The sequence below is a fragment of the Sorangium sp. So ce145 genome (assembly GCF_051525985.1).
Classification (GTDB): Bacteria; Myxococcota_A; Polyangia; order Polyangiales; family Polyangiaceae; genus Sorangium; species Sorangium cellulosum_B.
In genome coordinates, this window is the sequence record NZ_CP150315.1 from 594,577 (window position 1) to 617,023 (window position 22,447).

Genomic DNA, 22,447 nt, shown 5'->3' on the forward strand with positions numbered 1-22,447 from the left:
CGTCGCTCGGCTCGCTGCGGCGTACTTTCGTACGCCTCACGCGCCTGCCTAGCGGCTGAGCCCGTATCCCACGAACCTGCACCCCGCTCTGGCGGAGACGCTCCCGAGGGCGCTCGCCTCGTCAGACGGCCGGACTGGGTGGGTGAGGATGTTCCGGCGGATCAGTGGTGCGCGACGCGGCGCCAAAGCTGCGGCAGTCGCTGGACCCGCGCAGGTACTCCGGCGTCGTCCTCGACGAAGAGGATCGCACACGCCGTGCGGTCGGCCTCGCGCATCCTCGCGCATAAGTCGGCCAGGTCATCGTCGGCGTCCACAACGTCGGCTTCGGCCGGCTGGGAACAGCCTTGAACGTATTTGACATTGTCAAGGGCGATCCATCGCCCAGCGAACTCTTTGGATCGACATATGTCGCGCCAGCTCATTCGAGGCGCGGCCAAACGAATCTTACTGCCCATTTCCCGTGAGCGACCTTCTCCCCCGTGTTCCAAAGTCAAGCGCCGACCAAACAAAGCCAGGGCGCGGCGTGCACTGAACTTTCAGAACTGTCGGGCAGGATCTAGCACCGGTCAAAATCGGGCGTCAAGGCAAGCCTGGAACAGCCCGGACCCGCTGAGCGTTGTGCCCGATCCGGCCCACCTCTCTTCATCGACATTGTGCTGGCAGCTGGGACATCGCCTCACCCGCCCCGATCCGCGCGGCGGCCAAGGCGTGGGACTTCGCCGCGCACCCCTTGGACGCGACCGCCCGCTTGGCGCTCGCGCTGATGGCGGCCCTCGCCTCGGCCTTCTTGGGGCCATCGCAGGACGCGAAGCGCTTCACCGCGAGATCCGTGTTGCCGCCGTTCGCCAGGTTGATCGCGGCCCTGCACTCCTGCTCCGCCTTCTCGTTGCCGGGCGGCGGGGCCTTGGGCCCGGTGGTCGCGGTCGGGGTCGTCGGAGTCGACGTGTTCTTCGGGGTGTCCGGCGGCGCCTTGTCCGGGCCGGTGGGCTCGGGCGGGGGAGGCTCCGGGGTCGTCGTGGGCGTGCTCGTGGGTGTGCCCACGGGATCCGACGCCACGGTGACCGACGGCGCGCCCGTGGGCAGCGGGATCGCGGTCGACGTGCTCTCCTCCGTCGTGCTCCCGCCGCTCCCCTTCGTCATCATGACGATGCCCACGACGCCGAGCACCGCGACGGCCGCGACCGCGGCGAGGATCGGAGCTGCCTTGCTCTTCTGCGGCGCCGGCGGCGGCGCGGGGAACACCTGGCCGCTGCCCGTGGGCACGGCCGGGTGCGCCGGCACGACAGCCTGATCCATGACCGTCGCGGCCTGATGGGCCTGATGGGCCTGATGGTTGACGACGGTCCTCACCGGCCCCGATCCCGTGGGCGGCCCCGCGACGAACAGCGGCTCCCCGAGCTGCGTCTGGCCCGAGCGCGACGGCATCAGCGCCGTCCCGCTGGTCGGCGCGTCGCTCCCGACGAGGGTGCGCGGTGCCGCCGCGAGCACCGAGAGGCGGGCGCCCGCGCCGATCGTGAGATCCTCGTAGAACTCCCGCGCCGACTGCTGCCGGTCCTCGCGCCTCTTACTGAGGGCCCTCATGACGGCCGCCTTCATCTTCGGCGGGGCCGCGGCGCCCATCGGCACCGCCTCGAACGGGAACGGCTGCGCCGTCATGTGCTGCGTCGCCCATGCCCACGGCGTGTCGGCGTCGAACGGCAGGCGCCCGGTGAGCATCTCGTAGGTCAGCACGCCGAGCGAGTAGATGTCGCTCCGCGCGTCGAGCTCGGTCCCCGTGAACTGCTCCGGGCTCATGTACGGTGGGGTGCCGAGCACCGTCCCCTGCTGGGTCAGCTTCTGCTCGGCCTTGGCGCTGCGCTCGTCGCGCTTCGCGATGCCGAAGTCGAGGACCTTGACGTAGTCCTCCTCGCCGGCGCGCTTGGTCAAGAAGATGTTGGCGGGCTTCAGGTCGCGGTGGACGATCCCCTTCTCATGGGCCTCCTGGAGCGACCCGCACGTCTGCGCGATGATGCGATCGACGCGCTCGGGAGAGAGCGCGCCGCCCCGCTCGAGCGCCGTCTCCAGCGACTGCCCGTTGAGGAGCTCCATCGCGATGTAGAGCTCCCCGGTGTTCGTCTGCCCGAAGTCGTAGACCTTGATGGTGTTCGGGTGCTCGAGCTCGCTGACCGTGCCGCACTCCCGCATGAAGCGCGCGACCACCTGCGGATCCTTCGCGTGCTGCGAGAGGAGCGTCTTGATGGCGACCTTCCGCACCGACGTGCCCATCGGCTGCTCGCCGTCGTAGACGCGGCCCATCCCGCCCTCGCCGAGCACGCCGATGATGCGGAACCGGCCGCCGACGATGGAGCCGATGAGCGGGTCCGCTTCCACCGGCGCGACAGGGAGGAGCGCGCCGCACGTGGCGCAGAAGCGCGCCCCATCGATGTTTGGCTGATGGCAAGCGGGACATTCCATGCGATCGAACCTCTACCCCCGAAGCATGACGGAACGCGATCGTCGCCTCGGGCCGCTCCGCGGCGCGCCCGGGCGAGCGTGCGCCGGGCAGGATCGCAGCAGCCGCGAGCGGAGCGCAAGGGACCTCTCGCTCGCCCGAGGCGCCGCCGGCGCGCGCCCTCGTCGTCCTCGTCGTCCTCGTCGTCCTCGTCGTCGCCCCCCCATCGTTCACGTTTCACGTTCGCTTGCGTTCGCGCTCACGCAGCTGCTCGCCCGAGGCGCGCCGTCGCTGCGCGCGGCGTTCGGCGCGAGCACGCGGTCCGGGCGAGCAGCTGCGTGAGCGCCTCGCCGCCGCGCTCCGCGCGCCGCGAGAGCGTGCTGCTCGACGTCCGCACTTGAAAACCGGGAGCGCTCGAGCGAGATCGGCGCCGTCGGAGGACGCCGGTGCTCTGGAGCGCCCAGCTCGACCGCGCGGCCAGACCGCGCTCTCGCAGCCGATTCCAGCGAAACGGACGAAAACGATGCACACCGCTTGACACGTCTCTTGCAGGGGGCTAAGAGCCTCCTCCCTTCGCGGGACTCGTCTACCTTCGGAGCGACGTGAGCGGCACCAACAGCTTCACCTCGCTGCGGTCCAGCCCGGTCGGGACACTCCGAACCGTGCAGGCAGGCGGTCCAGCAGGGCCGGGAGTTGATTGCTCGCACAGAAGTGATCGGTCTTGGGACATTTCGCTAGGTCAGCACGCACGTTTCCCGGAGCCCGGGGACGGGCAGCGGGTGGATGCCGCTGGCGTAGCTCAATCGGTAGAGCACCTGCCTTGTAAGCAGGGGGTTAGGGGTTCAAGTCCCCTCGTCAGCTCCGATGCAAGGCGATGCACGGCAACAGGTCGGTGGTTCGGGAGGTCAGGGCAGAGACAAAGCCGGTAAAATCGAATAAATAGAGAAAATCTGGAGGGTTGCCCGAGCGGCCAAAGGGAGCAGACTGTAAATCTGCCGGCAATGCCTACGATGGTTCGAATCCATCACCCTCCACCGGAGCGACGTCTCGCTCCGAAGGCGGTCCGACCAGGAACCAGATCCGCCGGGGTCTCCCCCGACGGAAGCCCGCGGGTGTAGCTCAGTTGGTAGAGCGTCAGCCTTCCAAGCTGAACGTCGCCGGTTCGAACCCGGTCGCCCGCTCCGTGGTCGGTCGTTTGCCCACCTAGCTCAGTTGGCAGAGCACGTCCTTGGTAAGGACGAGGTCGTCGGTTCAATCCCGATGGTGGGCTCCAGCGAGGACAGCGCAACGCAGTCGCGAACTTCATTTCGGCAGGAGACATCTCGATGGCCAAGGAGAAATTCACTCGTACGAAGCCGCACGTGAACGTGGGCACCATCGGCCACATCGACCACGGCAAGACCACGCTCACGGCGGCGCTCGTCAAGGTGCAGTCGAAGCGCAACCTGGCGAAGGCGATCTCGTACGCCGACATCGCGAAGGGCGGGACGGTCCGTGACGAGACCAAGACGGTGACCATCGCGGCGGCGCACGTCGAGTACGAGTCGGCGAACCGCCACTACGCGCACGTCGACTGCCCCGGGCACGCCGACTACATCAAGAACATGATCACCGGCGCGGCGCAGATGGACGGGGCGATCCTCGTCGTGTCGTCGCTCGACAGCGTGATGCCGCAGACGCGCGAGCACGTGCTGCTCGCCCGGCAGGTCGGCCTGAACCACATCGTCGTGTTCCTCAACAAGTGCGACGCGGTGGACGACCCGGAGATGCTCGACCTGGTCGAGATGGAGGTCCGCGAGCTCCTGTCGAAGTACAAGTTCGACGGGGACAACGCGCCGGTGGTCCGTGGCGCGTCGCTGCCCGCGCTTCAGGGCGACCCGAAGTGGGAGGAGACGATCCAGCAGCTGCTCAGCGCGCTGGACAGCTACATCCCCGAGCCGGTGCGCGACATCGACAAGCCGTTCCTGATGGCGATCGAGGACGTGTTCTCGATCAAGGGCCGCGGCACGGTGGCCACGGGCCGCATCGAGCGCGGCGTGATCAAGGTCGGCGACGAGGTGCAGATCATCGGCTTCAAGGACACGAAGAAGTCGGTCGTGACGGGCGTCGAGATGTTCCGCAAGCTGCTCGATCAGGGGCAGGCGGGCGACAACGTCGGGTGTCTGCTCCGCGGCGTGGAGAAGGAAGAGATCGAGCGCGGCCAGGTGCTGGCGAAGCCCGGGTCGATCACGCCGCACACGAAGTTCACCGGTGAGGTGTACGTCCTCAAGAAGGAGGAGGGCGGGCGCCACACGCCGTTCTTCACCAACTACCGGCCGCAGTTCTACATCCGGACGACGGACGTGACCGGCACGGTGAACCTCCCCGAGGGGGTGAAGATGGTGATGCCGGGCGACAACATCACGATGACGATCGAGCTCATCGCCCCGGTCGCGCTGGAGGAGCAGATGCGCTTCGCCATCCGCGAGGGCGGCAAGACGGTGGGCGCCGGCGTCGTCACCAAGATCCTCGCGTAGGAGGCCGACGTGGGCGAGCAGGCCGGTGGGTGGCGTGCGGCGCGCATCGCCGTCTCACTGGCCTGCCGCGAGTGCAAGTCGCGGAACTACAAGACCACGAAGGCGCCGGACCAGGTGGTGTCGCTCAAGAAGTTCTGCAAGCAGTGCAAGAAGCACACGGTTCACGACGAGACGAAGTGAACGCGTGCTCAGGAAGGCGCAGCGATTCTAGGGGTATAGCTCAGTTGGTAGAGCAGCGGATTCCAAATCCGCAGGTCGGGAGTTCGAGCCTCTCTGCCCCTGCCGGGGGATGTGGGCGCCTCAGGGCCGCCCCTGGATCCTCACCGAGCAGGCCTTTGTCTGCCGCGGGTCGGCGCGTTTGGTGTTGTTATGGCGAAGGGTCAAAAAGACAAGCCGCCGACGAAGGTCGCGGAGGACGAGGAGCCGGAAGAATCCGGACCGAGCTCGCCTGCCGAGGACTCGTCTCTCGTGACGCGGAGCGAGGGGACGGGGGCTGCTGACGCGAAGGACGCCGAGGCGCCGCGTGCCGATGAATCGAACGACGCCGATGAGGCCGAGGACGAGGAGGTCGCGGCCGCTCAGCTCGGCTCGGAGCGCTATGTGCTCGCCGGCTTCTTCGCCGCGGGGATGCTGCTCGCCTACCTGCTCGGCAAGGTCGTCCATGGCGTCTGGGCGACCCTCGCCAACAAGGACTGGTTCAGCCGGGCGCTGCCGGCGCTCTCCGCGGTGGGTGACGACGACAAGACGACGTACGGCATGGTCGTCGGCGGCGTCGTCGCGCTGGTCGTCGTGTTGCGCGCGTTCCGCAACCCCGAGCTCCGCGCCTGGAGCGACGACGTCGCCGCCGAGCTGGCGAAGGTGAAGTGGCCGACCAAGAAAGAGGTGACGAATGCGACGTTCGTCGTCATCGCGACGACCACCGTGGCGACCCTCTACCTGGCGCTGCTCGACCGCTTCTGGGCATTCGTGACCAACATCGTTTACGGCGATGGAAGCTGAAGCAGGGAGACCCTGAGGGAATCAAGCGCCATGGCCAAGAAGTGGTACGTCATCCATACCTACTCGGGATACGAGGCGAAGGTGCGCGACGCGCTCCAGCAGCGCGTGAAGCAGTACAGCCTGGAAGATCGGTTCGGCGAGATCCTCATCCCGAGCGAGACGGTCACGGAGAACCGTCCCGGCGGTAAGACCCGCGTTCGTCAGAAGCTCAGTCTGCCCGGCTACATCTTCGTGGAGATGGAGATGAACGAGCAGGTCTGGCACCTGGTCAAGGACACGCCCAAGGTGACCGGCTTCATCGGCAATCAGACGCCGCAGGAGGTCCCGATCGTTCAGATCGACAATCTCCGGCGGGGGATCGTCGAAGGGGCGGTCAAGCCGAAGCCGCGGCTCACGTTCGAGGTGGGTGAGGAGGTGCGGGTCCTCGACGGCGCCTTCGCGAACTTCACCGGCACGGTCGATGACGTGAAGATGGACAAGCAGAAGCTCAAGGTGAAGGTCAGCATCTTCGGCCGACCCACCAGCGTTGAGCTCGACTTCTCAGCCGTGGAGAAGCGCTAGCCAGGAACGGACGGCTGCAAACCTGCGGGCGAGCACCGCGCCTCCGCGGTGCTCCGCTGTTTCTCTGAATAGTAGACCGCCCGTCGGGCGGCGGTTCGATAGGGTGCGAGATTCATCATGGCGAAGAAAGTCACAGGGTACGTGAAGCTGCAGCTTCCGGCGGGCAAGGCCAACCCGTCGCCCCCCGTCGGTCCTGCGCTCGGCCAGCACGGCGTCAACATCATGGCGTTCTGCAAGGACTTCAACTCGCGGACGGCGGCGCAGGGGGACCTGATCATCCCGGTGGTGATCACGGTCTACTCGGACCGCTCGTTCACGTTCATCATGAAGACGCCGCCGGCCTCCGTGCTCCTCAAGAAGGCGGCGGGGCTCGAGACGAAGAAGAAGCCGGGCGCGGGCTCCAAGGAGCCCAACAAGGTCAAGGTGGGCAAGGTCACGCAGAAGCAGCTGAAGGAGCTTGCCCAGCTCAAGATGCAGGACATGAACACGACGAACCTCGAGTCCGCGATGCGCAGCATGGCGGGCACGGCGCGCTCGATGGGCATCGACGTCGTCGACTGAGGTGGTCGTGGCGATCCCCGCCGTCGGGGATGCGCCCCGCCGCGCCGGGCGCCCCGAGAGCGGCGCCCAGCGGGCCAGAAGCAAGACTTACCACGGTAGTTTGAGGCGCACCGTGGGAGGCGAGAGCCGTTAAGAAGGAGGGCATGTGCCGAAAGTCGCCAAGAAAAAAGTCGCAGCGCGGGCAGTCGTCGACCGCGCTCGAAAGTACACATTGCAGGAGGCGTGCGCGCTCGTGAAGCAAGCGGCGCCCGCCAAGTTCGACGAGACGGTGGACCTCGCGGTCCGGCTGGGTGTCAACCCGCGGCACGCGGACCAGATGGTCCGTGGCGCCGTCGTGCTCCCGCATGGGACGGGGCAGTCGCTCCGGGTCCTGGTCTTCGCCAAGGGCGAGAAGGCCAAGGAGGCCGAGGCGGCCGGCGCCGACTTCGTCGGCGAGGCGGATCTCGTGAACAAGGTCCAGGAAGGCTTCATGGACTTCGATCGCGTGATCGCCACGCCCGACATGATGGGTCTGGTGGGCAAGCTCGGCCGTATCCTCGGTCCGCGCGGCCTGATGCCGAACCCGAAGGTCGGGACCGTGACGTTCGACGTGAAGACGGCCGTCTCGGAGGCGAAGGCCGGCAAGGTGGAGTACCGTGTCGAGAAGGCGGGCATCGTGCACGCGCGGATCGGCAAGGTCTCCTTCGCGGAGAACGCGCTCCACGTGAACGCGGACGCGCTGATCCAGGCGCTCGTCCGGGCCAAGCCGGCGACGGCCAAGGGCATCTACCTCCGGAGCATCACGATGTCTTCGACGATGGGCCCCGGGGTTCGTATCGACCCGGTCCACTTCATCGGCAAGACGGAGGAGGCGTAGCCCATGGAACGGTCCCAGAAGGAAGTGCTGATCGGCTCCGTCCGGCAGAAGTTCGAGCGGATGTCTTCCGCGGTCTTCCTGGACTTCAAGGGGATGAACGTCGAGGCGGTCACCAAGCTTCGCGATGAGTTCCGGAAGTCCGGCGTGGAGTATCGGGTCGTGAAGAACACGCTCGTCCGCCACGCCATCAAGGAGCACCCCTGGGCGAAGACCCTCTCGAAGAGCCTGACCGGCATGACCGGCGTGGCCTGGAGCTACGAGGATCCGAGCGCAGCAGCCAAGGTCGTCAAGGCGTTCCGCAAGGACAACCAGAAGCTGCAGATCAAGGCGGGGCTCATCGAGGGGCAGATCCTCTCGGGGGACGCCGTCGAGACGCAACTCGCGACGATGCCCGGCAAGGATGAGCTTCGTGCCACGCTGCTCGCGACGCTGCAGGCGCCGCTCCAGCAGTTCGTGCAGCAGCTCAACGCGCCTCTCCAGAATTTCGCCTATCTCCTGAAGGCGAAGGAAGAGGAAGCGGGCAAGCAGGCCTGAGAGGGTGCTTTCGTATCAATTGGGCCTTGCGCCCGTCTGGTTTTGGTTTACATGGCCCCCTCCCCGGGGCGCGCAGAAGAGTTTGAAGGAGTCTTGCAATGGCTGAGATCACGCGCGAGCAGGTCGTCGATTACCTCTCCAACCTCCCTGTCATCCAGATCGCCGAGCTCATCAAGGACCTCGAGAACAAGTGGGGCGTCAAGGCTGCCCCCGCGGCCGTCGCCGTCGCGGCCGGCCCCGCGGCCGCCGCTCCGGCCGAGAAGGCCCCGGAGCAGACCGAGTTCGACGTCGTCCTCGCGAACGCTGGCAGCAACAAGATCGGCGTCATCAAGGCGATCCGCGAGATCACCGGTCTGGGCCTGAAGGAGGCGAAGGACCTGGTCGAGGCCGCGCCGAAGACCGTCAAGGAGCAGGTTTCCAAGGCGGACGCGGAGGAGATGAAGAAGAAGCTCGTCGAGGCAGGTGCTACCGTCGAGCTCAAGTAACGATCACCGCTCCCTGCAAGGGAAATCGGGATCCGCCGGCGGACGGCGGCAGGGGCGGTCGTCCCTGCCGCACGTCCCGCTTTTGTCTGATGAACGGGACCGCGTTTGCGGGCCCTCGCGCAACGCTGAAGAGGGCCGCGAGTACGGGTCCTCGGTCAATCCTGAAGAGGACCGCGGGTGCGGGTCCTCGGCCAACGTCGGAGCTCAATGGGTCGCCACGCGGTCCGCTCTGCCCCCACAACCAAGATGTTTTGGGTCCTCATTCCCTGGGGACGCTCGCTCGCCATTCGTGCGTAGCTTCGTGTTCGTTGCTCGGTTCGAGCCGTGCGCCCGCCCCGCACTGCTCGTGTGAGCCGGAGGAAATCGATGCCGTCGGTCGTCCAATCCAACTTCCGCGTCCGTAAGAACCTGGGTCGCGTTCGTCGCATCATCGACGTCCCCAACCTGATCGACATCCAGAAGTCGAGCTACGACAAATTCCTCCAGATGAGCGTTCCGCCGAACGAGCGGGAGGAGGTCGGGCTGCAGGCGGTGTTCCGCTCGGTCTTCCCGATCAAAGACTTCAACGGCACGAGCGAGCTCGTCTTCGTCTCGTACAACCTCGAGCCGCCGAAGTACGACGTCGATGAGTGCCGCCAGCGCGGCATGACCTACTCGGCGCCGATCAAGGTCACGAACCAGCTGATGATCTACGACACCCGCGACGGCGGGGAGCGGATCGTGCGCGACATCAAGGAGCAGGAGGTCTACTTCGGCGAGCTCCCGCTGATGACCGAGACGGGCACGTTCATCATCAACGGCACCGAGCGCGTCGTCGTCAGCCAGCTGCACCGGAGCCCCGGCGTCTTCTTCGATCACGACAAGGGCAAGACGCACTCGAGCGGCAAGCTGCTCTACTCCGCGCGCGTCATCCCGTACCGCGGCTCGTGGCTCGACTTCGAGTTCGACCCGAAGGACATCATCTATGTTCGCATCGATCGCCGGCGGAAGATGCACGCGACGGTGCTGCTGCGCGCGCTCGGGTACTCGACGCAGGACCTGCTGAACTACTTCTACTCGACCGAGACGGTGTACCTCGAGAAGGGTGGCAAGTACGCGAAGAGCATCGAGTACGATCTCCTGGCCGGCCAGCGGACGACGCGCGACATCAAGATCGGCAACGACGTCATCGTCAAGAAGAACACCAAGTTCACCCGCGCCGCCATCCGGAAGATGAAGGAGGCGAAGCTCGAGCGGCTCAGCCTCGAGCCGGAGGAGCTCGTCGGGAAGGTCGCGGCGCACGACATCGTCGACCCGGAGACCGGCGAGGTCGTGGTCGAGGTCAACGAGGAGCTCACCGAGGCGAAGCTCGAGCGGCTGCGCGACGCGAACATCGAGCAGTTCCGCATCCTCTTCATCGACGGCCTGAACGTCGGCTCGTACCTCCGCGACACGCTGCTCACCGACAAGGTGAAGACGATGGAGGACTCGATCCTGGAGATCTACCGGCGGCTGCGGCCGGGCGATCCGCCGACGCTCGAGACCGCCAAGACCCTGTTCCACAACCTGTTCTTCAACGCCGAGCGTTATGACCTGTCGAAGGTCGGCCGGCTGAAGCTGAACTACAAGTTCTACCGGGATGTCCCCGAGGACGAGCGGCCGGGGCTCGACCTCACGGTGCTCACGCCGCAGGACATCCTGGAGACCGTGCGTCACCTGATCGAGCTCAAGAACGGGCGCGGCTCGGTCGACGACATCGACCACCTCGGCAACCGCCGCGTGCGCGCGGTCGGCGAGCTGATGGAGAACCAGTACCGCATCGGCCTCGTCCGCATGGAGCGCGCGATCAAGGAGCGCATGAGCATGTCGCAGGAGATCGACACGCTCATGCCCCACGATCTGATCAACGCGAAGCCGGTCAGCGCGGTCGTGAAGGAGTACTTCGGGAGCTCCCAGCTCTCGCAGTTCATGGACCAGACCAACCCGCTCTCGGAGGTCACCCACAAGCGCCGCCTCTCGGCGCTCGGCCCGGGCGGCCTGACCCGCGAGCGCGCCGGGTTCGAGGTGCGCGACGTCCACGCGACCCACTACGGCCGTATCTGCCCCATCGAGACGCCGGAAGGTCCGAACATCGGCCTCATCGCCTCGCTGTCGACGTTCGCCCGCGTGAACGAGTTCGGGTTCGTCGAGACGCCGTACCGGAAGGTCGAGAACGGCCGGGTGACGGAGGACGTGATCTGGCTCTCCGCGCTCGAAGAGGAGGGCAAGTACATCGCGCAGGCGACCGTGAACCTCGACGAGGGCGGTCGCTTCAAGGAGTCGCTGGTCTCGGCCCGCTACAACGGCGAGTTCAAGATCGTCACGCCCGAGATGGTCGAGCTGATGGACGTCGCGCCGAACCAGATGGTGTCGGTCGCCGCCGCGCTCGTGCCCTTCCTCGAGCACGACGACGCGAACCGCGCGCTCATGGGCGCCAACATGCAGCGTCAGGCCGTGCCCCTCGTCCAGTCGCACGCGCCCCTCGTCGGCACCGGCATGGAGGAGCGGCTCGCCCGGGACTCCGGCGTCTGCGTCATCGCGCGGCGCCCCGGGGTCGTCGAGAGCGTCGACGCGACGCGCATCGTCGTCCGCGCCGAGGGCGAGGGCGCCGAGGTGCCCGATATCTACCACCTCATGAAGTTCCAGCGCTCGAACCAGTCGACCTGCTACACGCAGAAGCCGGTCGTCAGGACGGGCGAGGTGGTGAAGAAGGGCGACGTGCTCGCCGACGGCCCGTCGACGGACATGGGCGAGCTCGCGCTCGGCCAGAACGTGCTCGTCGCGTTCATGCCGTGGCAGGGCTACAACTTCGAGGACTCGATCCTGGTCTCGGAGCGCATCGCCAAGGACGACGTGTTCACCTCGATCCACATCGAGGAGTTCGAGTGCGTCGCCCGCGACACGAAGCTCGGCAAGGAGGAGATCACCCGCGACATCCCGAACGTCGGCGAGGAGGCGCTCAAGGACCTCGACGACTCCGGCATCGTGCGCATCGGGGCCGAGGTGCGGCCGGGCGACATCCTTGTCGGCAAGATCACGCCGAAGGGCGAGACCCAGCTCTCGCCCGAGGAGAAGCTGCTCCGGGCGATCTTCGGCGAGAAGGCCGGCGACGTCCGCGACAGCTCGCTCAAGGTGCCGCCCGGCGTCGGCGGGATCGTCATCAACGCCCGCGTGTTCTCGCGCAAGGGGACCGAGAAGGACGACCGCGCGCGGGACATCGAGGATCAGGAGCGGGCCAGGATCGAGCGGACGCGCGACGAGGAGATCAAGATCCTCCGCGACTCGTTCTTCCGCCGCATCCGCGAGCTCCTCCTCGGCAAGGAGGCGACAGGCAAGCTCGTCGACGACAAGGGCAAGGTGCTCTTCCAGAAGGGCGCCATCATCGACGAGCCCTCGCTCGCCGAGATCCCCCGCAAGTACTGGGGGGAGATCCCCGTGGACGACGCCGAGCGGGTCCAGCAGATCCTGCGCGACCTCGAGGAGCTCGTCCGCACGCGCGAGGAGCACTTCCGCGACAAGATCGATCGCCTCTCCAAGGGCGACGAGCTGCCGCCGGGCGTCATCAAGATGGTGAAGGTCTATATCGCCATCAAGCGCAAGCTCCAGGTCGGCGACAAGATGGCGGGCCGCCACGGCAACAAGGGTGTCATCAGCCGCATCCTCCCCGAGGAGGACATGCCGTATCTGCAGGACGGCAGGCCGGTCGACCTCGTGCTGAACCCGCTCGGCGTGCCGAGCCGCATGAACGTCGGTCAGATCCTCGAGATCCACCTCGGGTGGGGCGCGTTCGAGCTCGGCAACCAGCTGCAGCGGATGATCGAGCAGCAGCGGGCGAGCGCCGAGATCAAGGAGCACCTGAAGGCCATCTACGCGGGCGACGAGACGATGAACGGCTTCTTCGACAACCTCGACGACGGCGACGTCAAGCGCTTCGTCAAGACGGTCGATGAGGGCGTGTTCATGGGATCGCCGGTGTTCGACGGCGCGCACGAGTCGGACATCAAGGGCGCCCTCGATCTCGCGGGTCTCCCGACCTCGGGCCAGGCGATCCTCTTCGACGGGCGCACGGGCGACGCGTTCGATCAGAACGTCACGGTGGGCATCATGTACATGCTGAAGCTCCACCACCTGGTCGACGACAAGATCCACGCGCGCTCGATCGGGCCCTACTCGCTCGTCACGCAGCAGCCCCTCGGTGGCAAGGCGCAGTTCGGCGGGCAGCGGCTCGGCGAGATGGAGGTCTGGGCGATGGAGGCCTACGGCGCGGCCTACGCGCTGCAGGAGTTCCTCACCGTGAAGAGCGACGACGTGATGGGCCGCACCCGGATGTACGAGGCCATCGTGAAGGGGGACTACACCCTGGAGGCGGGGCTGCCGGAGAGCTTCAACGTGCTCATCAAGGAGCTCCAGTCGCTGTGCCTCAACGTCGAGCTGGTCGAGACGAGCGCAGGGGTGGAGGCGTCGGCCGCGGAGGAAGAGGAGTGATGCAGTTCGTCACGTCACGAGCGCCGCGCGCCTTCGCGGTGACGGCAGGGGAGGCGCGCCGCGCGGGCGGCGCGCTCCCGAGCGCTCAAGCAGTGGGCGCGGACAGGTTCATCGGTTTCGTTTCGGTCTCCGGAGGTCTCCATGCGTGACATCTTCAGCTTCTTCGAGAAGCCCAAGGACCCGCTGTCGTTCAGCGCCATCCGCATCTCGCTCGCGAGCCCGGAGAAGATCCGCGAGTGGTCGCACGGCGAGGTGAAGAAGCCGGAGACCATCAACTACCGGACGTTCAAGCCGGAGCGCGATGGTCTGTTCTGCGCCAAGATCTTCGGGCCTGTGAAGGACTACGAGTGCAACTGCGGCAAGTACAAGCGCATGAAGCACCGTGGCATTGTGTGCGAGAAGTGCGGCGTCGAGGTCATCCAGTCGAAGGTCCGGCGCGAGCGGCTCGGGCACATCTCGCTGGCCACGCCGGTCGCCCACATCTGGTTCCTGAAGAGCCTGCCGTCGCGCATCGGCAACATGCTCGACATCACGCTCAAGGACCTGGAGAAGGTGCTTTATTGCGAGGCGTACATCGTCATCGATCCCAAGGAGACTGGCCTCATGCGGGGCGATCTCCTGAGCGAGGAGCGGTATCTGCAGCTCCTCGACGAGTACGGTGACGACAAGTTCAGCGCCGGCATGGGCGGCGAGGCGATCCTCGAGATGCTCAAGCAGGTCGACGTCCACGGCCTGGCGGAGCTGCTCAGGACGGAGATGCGCGCCGCGACCAGCGAGGCCAAGCGGAAGAAGCTCGCGAAGCGGCTCAAGGTCGTCGAGGCGTTCCGCGAGAGCGGCAACCGGCCCGAGTGGATGATGCTGACCGTGATCCCGGTGCTCCCGCCGGATCTGCGCCCGCTCGTCCCCCTGGACGGCGGCCGCTTCGCGACCAGCGATCTCAACGACCTCTACCGCCGCGTCATCAACCGCAACAACCGCCTGAAGCGGCTCCTCGAGCTGAACGCGCCGGAGATCATCATCCGGAACGAGCGCCGGATGCTGCAGGAGGCGGTCGACGCGCTGTTCGACAACGGCCGCCGCGGCAAGACGATCACCGGCCCGAACAAGCGCCCGCTCAAGTCGCTCTCCGACATGCTGAAGGGCAAGCAGGGCCGGTTCCGCCAGAACCTGCTCGGCAAGCGCGTCGACTACTCGGGCCGCTCCGTCATCGTCGTGGGCCCGACGCTGCGCCTGCACCAGTGCGGCCTGCCCAAGAAGATGGCGCTCGAGCTCTTCAAGCCGTTCATCTACAACAAGCTGGAAGAGCGCGGCTACGTCAACACCATCAAGAGCGCCAAGAAGATGGTGGAGAAGGAGCGCCCGGAGGTCTGGGACATCCTCGAGGAGGTCATCAGCGAGCACCCGGTGCTCCTGAACCGCGCCCCGACGCTCCACCGCCTCGGTATCCAGGCGTTCGAGCCCGTCCTCATCGAGGGCAAGGCGATCCAGCTGCACCCGCTGGTCTGCGCGGCGTTCAACGCCGACTTCGACGGCGACCAGATGGCGGTCCACGTGCCGCTGTCGGTCGAGGCGCAGATGGAGGCGCGCGTGCTCATGATGAGCACGAACAACATCCTCTCGCCCGCGAGCGGCAAGCCGATCATCAACCCGACGCAGGACATCGTGCTCGGGCTCTACTACGCGACCCGCGAGCGCAAGTTCGAGAAGGGGTCGTACCGCGCGGACACCCTCGCCTTCGGCGAGGACGGCGTGGCGCAGGGTTACCTGCGCGGCATCTACGCCTCCCTCGAGGAGGTGCGGATGGCGTACGACAACGGCGAGGTCGCGCTGCACGCCGGCATCCGCGTCCGCGTCCCGATCATCGACGACGACGGCAACCCGCAGCTCGACGAGTTCGGCCACGTGAAGCGCCGCATCGTCGAGACGACGGTGGGCCGCGTCATCATCTCCGAGGTCCTCCCGAAGGGGGTCGCGTTCGAGTACGCGAACAAGACCCTCGACAAGAAGGCGCTCTCGGCGCTCATCGACGTCTGCTACCGCATCCACCGCAACAAGGAGACCGTCCTCCTCGCGGACCGGCTCCGCACGCTCGGCTTCGACCACGCGATGCGGGCGGGTATCTCGATCTGCATGGATCACATGGTGATCCCGCCGGCCAAGAAGGTCCTCCTCGGGGAGGCGCAGAAGGAGGTCGAGCGCGTCGTCGAGCAGTACCAGGAGGGGCTCATCACCGACGGCGAGCGGTACAACAAGATCGTCGATATCTGGGCGAGCATCGCCGACCAGGTCACGACCGAGATGATGGCCGGCATCGGCAAGGAGACGGTCGTCGACCACGAGACGGGCAAGGAGTCGATCGAGCCGAGCTTCAACCCGATCTACATCATGGCCGACTCCGGCGCGCGCGGCTCCACGCAGCAGATCCGGCAGCTGGCCGCGATGCGCGGCCTGATGGCCAAGCCGTCCGGCGAGATCATCGAGACGCCGATCACCGCGAACTTCCGCGAGGGTCTCAGCGTGCTCCAGTACTTCATCTCGACGCACGGCGCCCGGAAGGGGCTCGCCGACACGGCGCTCAAGACGGCGAACTCGGGGTACCTCACCCGGCGGCTCGTCGACGTGGCGCAGGACGCGGTCATCTCCGAGTTCGACTGCGGCACGCTCGACGGCATCCGCGTGGCGAAGCTCGAGGAGGCTGGCGAGGTCATCCAGCCGCTCGGCGACCGCATCCTCGGCCGCGTCGCGCTGGAGGACGTCGTCGACCCGCTCACCGGCGAGGTGCTCATCACGGCGAACACCGAGCTCGACGAGCAGGCGGTGCGGTCCATCGAGGACGCCGGCATCGAGGAGGTCGTCATCCGCTCGGTGCTCACGTGCCAGCTCCGCCGCGGCGTCTGCGCGCTGTGCTACGGGCGCGACCTCGCGCGCGGCTACCGGGTCAACATCGGCGAGGCGGTGGGCATCATCGCCGCCCAGTCGATCGGCGAGCCGGGCACGCAGCTCACGATGCGCACCTTCCACATCGGCGGCACCGCGGCGCGCGGCAAGATCGAGGCGAGCTACCTCGAGGCCCGCACCGAGGGCACCGTCCGCCTCCGCCGCGCGGTCGTCCAGAAGAAGAAGGACGGCACCATGGTGGTCATGAACCGCCACGGCGAGATCGTGGTCGTCGACGAGACGGGGCGCGAGCGCGAGCACAACCGCCTCGTCTACGGCGCGATCCTCAAGAAGGCCGACGGCGAGCGGACCAAGCCCGGCGAGCTGCTCGCCGAGTGGGACCAGTTCGCGACGCCGATCCTCACCGAGGTCTCCGGCGTGGTGAAGTTCGGCGACCTCATCGAGGGCGTCAGCGTGCAGGATCGCCTCGACGAGGTGACGGGCCTCTCGCGAAAGGTCGTCATCGAGTCGAAGGCGGCCGACGTCCGCCCGCGCATCTCGCTGAAGGACCCGGAGTCGGGCAAGACGCTGAAGCTCCCGAACAGCGAGCTCGAGGCGCGCTACCTGCTCCCTGTCGGCGCCCACATCGTCGCGCAGGAGGGGGATCTCATCGAGGCCGGCGAGGTCATCGCCAAGATCCCGCGCGACACGACGAAGGTGCAGGACATCACCGGCGGTCTGCCCCGCGTCGCCGAGCTGTTCGAGGCCCGAAAGCCGAAGGATCACGCGATCATCAGCGAGATCGACGGCGAGGTCACGTTCGGCAAGGACACGAAGGGCAAGCGGAAGGTCATCATCACGCCGTACTCGCCGGACGGGCACGCGCTCGGCGATCAGGCGCGCGAGTACCTGATCCCGAAGGGCAAGCACATCCAGGTGCAGCCGGGTGACCGGGTGCGCGCGGGCGACCCCCTCCAGGACGGCCCGCCGAACCCGCACGACATCCTCCGGGTGAAGGGCGAGAAGGAGCTGTCGGCCTGGCTCGTGAACGAGATCCAGCAGGTCTACCGGCTCCAGGGCGTCGGCATCAACGACAAGCACATCGAGGTCATCGTCCGGCAGATGCTCCGGCGGGTCCGGGTGCGCGAGGTCGGCGATACGAACTTCCTGGTGGACGAGCAGGTCGAGAAGCACATCTTCGAGAAGGAGAACGAGACCGTGCTCGAGCGCGGCGGCAAGCCCGCCATCGCCGAGGCGCTCCTCCTCGGCATCACCAAGGCCAGCCTGTCGACCGAGTCGTTCATCAGTGCCTCGTCGTTCCAGGAGACGACCAAGGTGCTCACCGAGGCCGCGATCAACGGCAAGACGGACGATCTCCGCGGTCTCAAGGAGAACGTCATCATGGGCCGCCTGATCCCGGCCGGGACGGGGCTGCCCGCCTACAAGCGCCTCCAGGTCGTGGTCGAGGGCGAGCCGGTGGCGCAAGCGCCGTACGTCGCCCCCCGGCCGCGTCCCGAGGAGACGCTCACGGCCGTGAACGAGGAGTAGCCGGCCTGCCGGCGCGCCCAGGGCGGGATCCAACCCCGACCCCGGGCGCGCCGCCCATCTCCCGAAGCGCGCTCGCGGCGCTCGAGAGTCGTTTTGCCCTTCGCCCCAGGCTGACCAGCCTGGCGAGCCGCGCCGGACGTGGCGCGCGCGCCTACCCGGAGCCAGTCTTCACTTCCACGTCGCAGCGTATCGGGTCGAGCGGGCATCGCCAGCCAACCGGCGTCGGCTGGAATGCTCACGGGGCTCGCGCGCCGCGCCGAGCTCTGCTCTCATTCCTCGAGCGCACCCCATGGCTGCATACGCCGCGAGCGGCTGGCCAGCTCTCCCCGCGTGCTCCCGTTCCGCGAGGGTTCTTGGGCGCGCCACCTCCAATTTCTGGGTAGAATCAGGGTTTCGATGGCTTCCGTTCAAGGATTGAACCAGCGGATTGCCGATCGCCTCGTCCTCGAGGGGCGCATCACCCCGGACGATCACCGTCGTGCGGTGGAGTACGCGATGCGTACGCGCGGGCGTATCGAGGACGCCATCATCGAGCTCGACATCGTCAACGAGGCCGAGCTCCTGAAGTTCATCGCGACCGTCCACAACACCCGCTTCGTCTCGACCGAGAAGCTCTCGAAGGCGATCATCGAGCCCCGCGTGCTCGCCAAGGTCTCGGCGATCACCGCGACGTTGCACGGCGTCTTCCCGGTGCTGCTCGACGATCGGAACACGACGCTCTCGGTCGCCACGGCGGATCCCGACAACGACGTCGCGCTGCACGAGATCCGGCTCGCCGCGGGCGTGCGGGACGTACGCGCCATCGTCGCCCGGCCGGCGGCGGTCCGCGCGGCCATCGCGTACCACTACCGGGGCGACACGACCGCGTTCAGCTCGCTGCTGCGCCCGGTCAACTCGTTCGACGAGATCCTCTACACCAACAGCAATAACCCCTTCGAGCGCGCGTCGATGACGCACGAGCGCGCGTCGATCACGCACGAGCGCGCGTCGATGACGCACGTGCCGGCGGTGGTCCCGCAGCCGGCGCACGGGCAGACGATGCACGGGCAGACGATGCACGGGCAGACGATGCACGGGCAGACGATGCACGGGCTGCCGGCGCACGCGGCGCCCGCGCAGGCGGCGCCGATGCACCCGCAGGCGATGCACGTGCAGCCGGCGCACGCGGCGCCCGCGCAGGCGGCGCCGGTGCCCGCGGCGCTCGTCACGGCGCCGCAGGTGCCCGCGGTGATGCGGGCGCCCTCCGCGCCGCCCCGAGTCGCCCCGGCCGGGCCCCCGCCCACGCCGGTGCCCCCATCACCGCCCCCCCAGCAGCACGTCGCTCCCGCGCCGATCTCCGCGCCGGTCGCGGTGGCGCCGCCTCCGCCGCCGCCGCACCCGACGACGACCCACGCGTATGTCGAGACGCTCAACGTCCTCGTGAGCCTGCTCGAGAACGCGCGGCAGGACCTCCGAGGCCACTCCTCCACGGTCGCCCGCATCGTGCGCAAGCTCTGCGAGCGCATCGGCCTGCCGCCGACGACGGTCGCGAGCTACGTGGCCTCGGCCTACCTGCACGACCTCGGCAAGAACGGCCCGTACCACCTCACCGCGCTCAACGTCGCCGAGTACGAGGGGCACCGGCTCGCCGCGACGAAGAGCGTCGATCTTCCGGCGCACCTCATGGAGTCGGTGGGGCTGCCGCAGGAGGTCGTCTCGGCGATCAGCATGATGTACGAGCGCTACGACGGCAGCGGCTTCCCCGACGGCCTGTCCGGCAAGGAGATCCCGCTCGGCGCGCGCATCCTCGCGGTCGCGGACACCTACGCCGATCTCACGCAGAACCCGCGCAACCCGTACCGCAAGGCGCTCCGCCCGCCGGAGGCCTGCGACGTGCTCGCCCAGTACCGCGCCACCATCTTCGATCCGAACATCGTCGATCTCTTCCGCCAGGTCATGACGGGCGACGACATGCGCGCGAAGCTGCTCTCCGATCGGCACCAGGCGCTCATCGTCGACCCGGATCCCGAGGAGACGACGGTGCTCGAGCTGCGCCTGCTCGAGCAGGGCTTCGAGGTCTCGATCGCGCGCAACGTGGCGCAGGCGCGCCGCGAGCTGGAGACGAAGGACATCGAGGTGGTCGTCAGCGAGATCGATCTCGAGGAGCCCGACGCCGGCCTCGCGCTCCGCTCCGACGCGCTGAAGCTCGGCTTCGGCCGCGACAAGACGTGGGTCATCCTCACCGCGAAGACGGACCGGCAGACCGCCCAGCGCGCCTTCGATCTCGGCGTCGACGACTTCGTCTCGAAGCCGGCGTCGACCGACGTCATGGCCGCCAAGCTCCGCCAGCTCATCGAGCGGCGCTCCACGACCACCGTCCCCCGCGGCGTGTCCGGCTCGCTCGCCGAGATGGGCCTGCCGGACATGATCCAGATCCTCTGGCACGGCCGGAAGACGTGCGCGCTCAAGATCCAGGCGAACTCCATGGCCGGCGAGATCCACTTCGCCGATGGGCAGGTCGTGCATGCGCTCTGGGCCGGCGCGCAGGGCGAGGACGCGTTCTACCGGATGCTCACGCTCCGGGAGGGCGACTTCCGCCTCGACCCGAGCTTCTCGCCCAGCACCCGCAGCATCACCGCGTCACCCGAGGCGCTGCTCCTCGAAGGGATGCGACGCCTCGACGAGGGGACCTTGTCCTAGGCGCGTCGCGCTGGAGGCCCCTTGAAGAGCCCCGTCTGCATCGAGACCCCGCGGCTGCGCCTCTTCATCGCTCCCGTCGAGCTCGCTGGCCGCTACCTCGCCTATTTCGAGCGCAACCGCGACCACCTGGCGCGGTGGGATCCGCCGCGCCCCGAGGGCTTCTACACCGAGGCGTTCTGGCGCGAGCGCCTCCTCCGCGACCACGAGGACTTCGCCGCGGATCGCGCGCTCCGGCTCGCGCTGCAGTGGCGCGGCGCCCCCGGCGGCGAGGTGATCGGGGTCTGCAACTTCACGCAGTTCGTCCGCGGCGCCTTCCAGGCCGCGACCCTCGGCTACTCGCTCGACCAGCGCGCCGTGGGCTCGGGCCTGATGTTCGAGGCGATCGAGGCGGCGATCGCGTACATGTTCGACACGCTCGGCTTCCACCGGGTGATGGCGAACTACCTGCCGCACAACGAGCGCAGCGGCCGGCTGCTCCGGCGCCTCGGCTTCGCGGTCGAGGGGTACGCGCGCGATTACCTGTTCATCGATGGCGCGTGGCGCGATCACGTCCTCACCGCGCTGACCAACCCGAGGCCCGCGCCTCCGGGCGGCTCGCGAACGACGGGGGCGGCGCACCCCGTCCGCGGCGCCGGCCCCCGCCACGGTTGATCCGGCCGCTCCCGTGATTGCGCCGCCGCGCGGCGTCCTGGCCGCACGCGTCTGCCGGGCGGCGACCGGCCGGCAACCAGGCGAGAACGCTCAAGATTGCGGCTGACCAGCCCGCGACCGCGGCGCGCCGCGGCTTGCCCCGCAGCGGGCGCCGCCCTAGCTTGTCCCGAGGCGTGGACCGCGAGTGCGGCCGCGACCCGGAGGCACATGTACGGTCCGCAAGGCAACGGTGGCGGCAGCGCACGCAGGCCAGCGCAGCGCTCGACGAAGGTCACGGTCCCCGAGATCCGCTCCCGCAAAGGGGTCTCGCCGATCGCGATGGTGACGGCGTACGACTTCACGATGGCGCGGCTGCTCGACGAGGGCGGCGCCGATCTGCTGCTCGTCGGCGACTCGCTGGGGATGGTCGTGCAGGGGCACACGACGACGCTCCCCGTGACGGTCGAGGAGATCTGTTACCACGGGCGCGCGGTGGCGCGCGGCGCGCGGCGGGCCCACGTCGTGGGCGACATGCCGTTCATGAGCTTCCAGCTCTCTCCGATGCACGCGCTCGAGAACGCCGGGCGCATGATGAAGGAGGGCAGCTTCGAGAGCATCAAGCTCGAGGGGGGCGAGGAGATCGCCGAGCACGTGCGCCGGATCGTCGCGGCGGGCATCCCGGTGATGGGTCACCTCGGGCTCACGCCGCAGTCGGTGCACGCGATGGGCGGCTTCAAGGTGCAGGGCAAGGGCGACGAGGCGGCCGAGCGCCTCATCGCCGACGCGCGCGTCCTCGACGAGGCGGGCGCCTACGCGATCGTGCTCGAGGCCATCCCGCCGGATCTCGCGCAGGAGGTGACGGCCGCGGTCTCCGTCCCGACGATCGGGATCGGCGCCGGGGCCGGCTGCGACGGGCAGGTGCTCGTCTGTTACGACCTGCTCGGGATGTTCCGCGAGCTGACGCCGAAGTTCGCGAAGCGCTTCGCCGAGGTCGGCGATCAGATCGTGGAGGCGACGCGCGCCTACGTGGACGAGGTGCAGTCGCGCACGTTCCCCGCTGCGGAGCACAGCTTCAAGCCGAACGGGCCTCGCCGGGCCGCCACCGTGCCCGCGGCGCCGGCCAAGCCCGAGTTCGCGCCGGCGGACGAGATCCCCCCGCACTGGCAGACGCACTGAGCGCGGCAGCGCGGCGCGGCGCGCTGCGGTCGGTTGACTCGACGCGACGCCGGCTGCCCCGCGCTGGCAGGCGCGCGCTCCGCGCGGGCAA

At 67.9% G+C, this 22,447-nt stretch carries 15 protein-coding genes and 5 tRNA genes; 18 read left to right on the forward strand and 2 right to left on the reverse strand.

Translation table 11 applies throughout. The features are described from left to right. Positions 1–161: 161 nt before the first annotated feature. Both WMF34_RS02180 and WMF34_RS02185 read right to left on the reverse strand, forming a co-directional pair. Positions 162–455, reverse strand: coding sequence for a hypothetical protein (locus WMF34_RS02180; RefSeq protein ID WP_157906390.1), 294 nt, complete (start codon positions 453–455; stop codon positions 162–164). A gap of 187 nt (positions 456–642) precedes the next feature. Further along, complete coding sequence (locus tag WMF34_RS02185) at positions 643–2,454, reverse strand: serine/threonine-protein kinase (protein ID WP_437992265.1); 1,812 nt, start codon at positions 2,452–2,454, stop codon at positions 643–645. A gap of 765 nt (positions 2,455–3,219) precedes the next feature. Here WMF34_RS02185 and WMF34_RS02190 point away from each other — a divergent pair. The 18 genes from WMF34_RS02190 to panB all read left to right on the forward strand — a co-directional run bounded on the left by WMF34_RS02190 (position 3,220) and on the right by panB (position 22,356). Next, positions 3,220–3,292, forward strand: a tRNA-Thr gene (locus tag WMF34_RS02190). Positions 3,293–3,383: 91 nt separating this feature from the next. After that, positions 3,384–3,465, forward strand: a tRNA-Tyr gene (locus WMF34_RS02195). A 74-nt stretch (positions 3,466–3,539) separates the two neighbouring features. Further along, a tRNA-Gly gene (locus tag WMF34_RS02200) sits at positions 3,540–3,612 on the forward strand. 16 nt (positions 3,613–3,628) lie between these two features. Next, positions 3,629–3,704: transfer RNA gene (locus WMF34_RS02205), tRNA-Thr, on the forward strand. A 52-nt stretch (positions 3,705–3,756) separates the two neighbouring features. Next, positions 3,757–4,947 carry an elongation factor Tu gene (gene tuf, locus WMF34_RS02210; protein ID WP_012233037.1) on the forward strand — a complete coding sequence of 397 codons (1,191 nt, stop codon included), beginning with the start codon at positions 3,757–3,759 and terminating at the stop codon, positions 4,945–4,947. A 9-nt stretch (positions 4,948–4,956) separates the two neighbouring features. Beyond that, complete coding sequence (gene rpmG / locus WMF34_RS02215) at positions 4,957–5,127, forward strand: 50S ribosomal protein L33 (RefSeq protein ID WP_012233038.1); 171 nt, start codon at positions 4,957–4,959, stop codon at positions 5,125–5,127. 29 nt (positions 5,128–5,156) lie between these two features. Beyond that, positions 5,157–5,229: transfer RNA gene (locus WMF34_RS02220), tRNA-Trp, on the forward strand. 87 nt (positions 5,230–5,316) lie between these two features. Further along, positions 5,317–5,946, forward strand: a complete 630-nt coding sequence (gene secE / locus WMF34_RS02225; protein WP_231864657.1) for a preprotein translocase subunit SecE — start codon at positions 5,317–5,319, stop codon at positions 5,944–5,946. 30 nt (positions 5,947–5,976) lie between these two features. Then, a complete protein-coding gene (gene nusG, locus WMF34_RS02230) occupies positions 5,977–6,507 on the forward strand; it encodes a transcription termination/antitermination protein NusG (RefSeq protein ID WP_012233040.1) in 531 nt (176 codons plus the stop codon). Between the two features lie 117 nt (positions 6,508–6,624). Beyond that, positions 6,625–7,068: a 50S ribosomal protein L11 gene (rplK, locus tag WMF34_RS02235; RefSeq protein WP_012233041.1), complete on the forward strand. Its 444-nt coding sequence runs from the start codon at positions 6,625–6,627 to the stop codon at positions 7,066–7,068. A 145-nt stretch (positions 7,069–7,213) separates the two neighbouring features. After that, positions 7,214–7,924, forward strand: coding sequence for a 50S ribosomal protein L1 (gene rplA, locus WMF34_RS02240; RefSeq protein WP_012233042.1), 711 nt, complete (start codon positions 7,214–7,216; stop codon positions 7,922–7,924). Positions 7,925–7,927: 3 nt separating this feature from the next. Then, on the forward strand, positions 7,928–8,458 hold the full coding sequence (gene rplJ / locus WMF34_RS02245) for a 50S ribosomal protein L10 (protein WP_012233043.1): 531 nt from the start codon (positions 7,928–7,930) through the stop codon (positions 8,456–8,458). A 98-nt stretch (positions 8,459–8,556) separates the two neighbouring features. Continuing rightward, complete coding sequence (gene rplL / locus WMF34_RS02250; protein ID WP_012233044.1) at positions 8,557–8,943, forward strand: 50S ribosomal protein L7/L12; 387 nt, start codon at positions 8,557–8,559, stop codon at positions 8,941–8,943. A 366-nt stretch (positions 8,944–9,309) separates the two neighbouring features. Beyond that, positions 9,310–13,446 carry a DNA-directed RNA polymerase subunit beta gene (gene rpoB, locus WMF34_RS02255; protein ID WP_012233045.1) on the forward strand — a complete coding sequence of 1,379 codons (4,137 nt, stop codon included), beginning with the start codon at positions 9,310–9,312 and terminating at the stop codon, positions 13,444–13,446. Between the two features lie 141 nt (positions 13,447–13,587). After that, entirely contained in the window at positions 13,588–17,871 is a 4,284-nt protein-coding gene (gene rpoC / locus WMF34_RS02260; protein ID WP_012233046.1) for a DNA-directed RNA polymerase subunit beta', read from the forward strand. A 396-nt stretch (positions 17,872–18,267) separates the two neighbouring features. Then, positions 18,268–20,550 carry an HD domain-containing phosphohydrolase gene (locus tag WMF34_RS02265; RefSeq protein WP_437992266.1) on the forward strand — a complete coding sequence of 761 codons (2,283 nt, stop codon included), beginning with the start codon at positions 18,268–18,270 and terminating at the stop codon, positions 20,548–20,550. Between the two features lie 21 nt (positions 20,551–20,571). After that, positions 20,572–21,201, forward strand: a complete 630-nt coding sequence (locus WMF34_RS02270) for a GNAT family N-acetyltransferase (protein WP_012233048.1) — start codon at positions 20,572–20,574, stop codon at positions 21,199–21,201. Positions 21,202–21,408: 207 nt separating this feature from the next. Further along, entirely contained in the window at positions 21,409–22,356 is a 948-nt protein-coding gene (gene panB / locus WMF34_RS02275) for a 3-methyl-2-oxobutanoate hydroxymethyltransferase (RefSeq protein WP_012233049.1), read from the forward strand. The last annotated feature ends 91 nt before the right edge of the window (positions 22,357–22,447 follow it).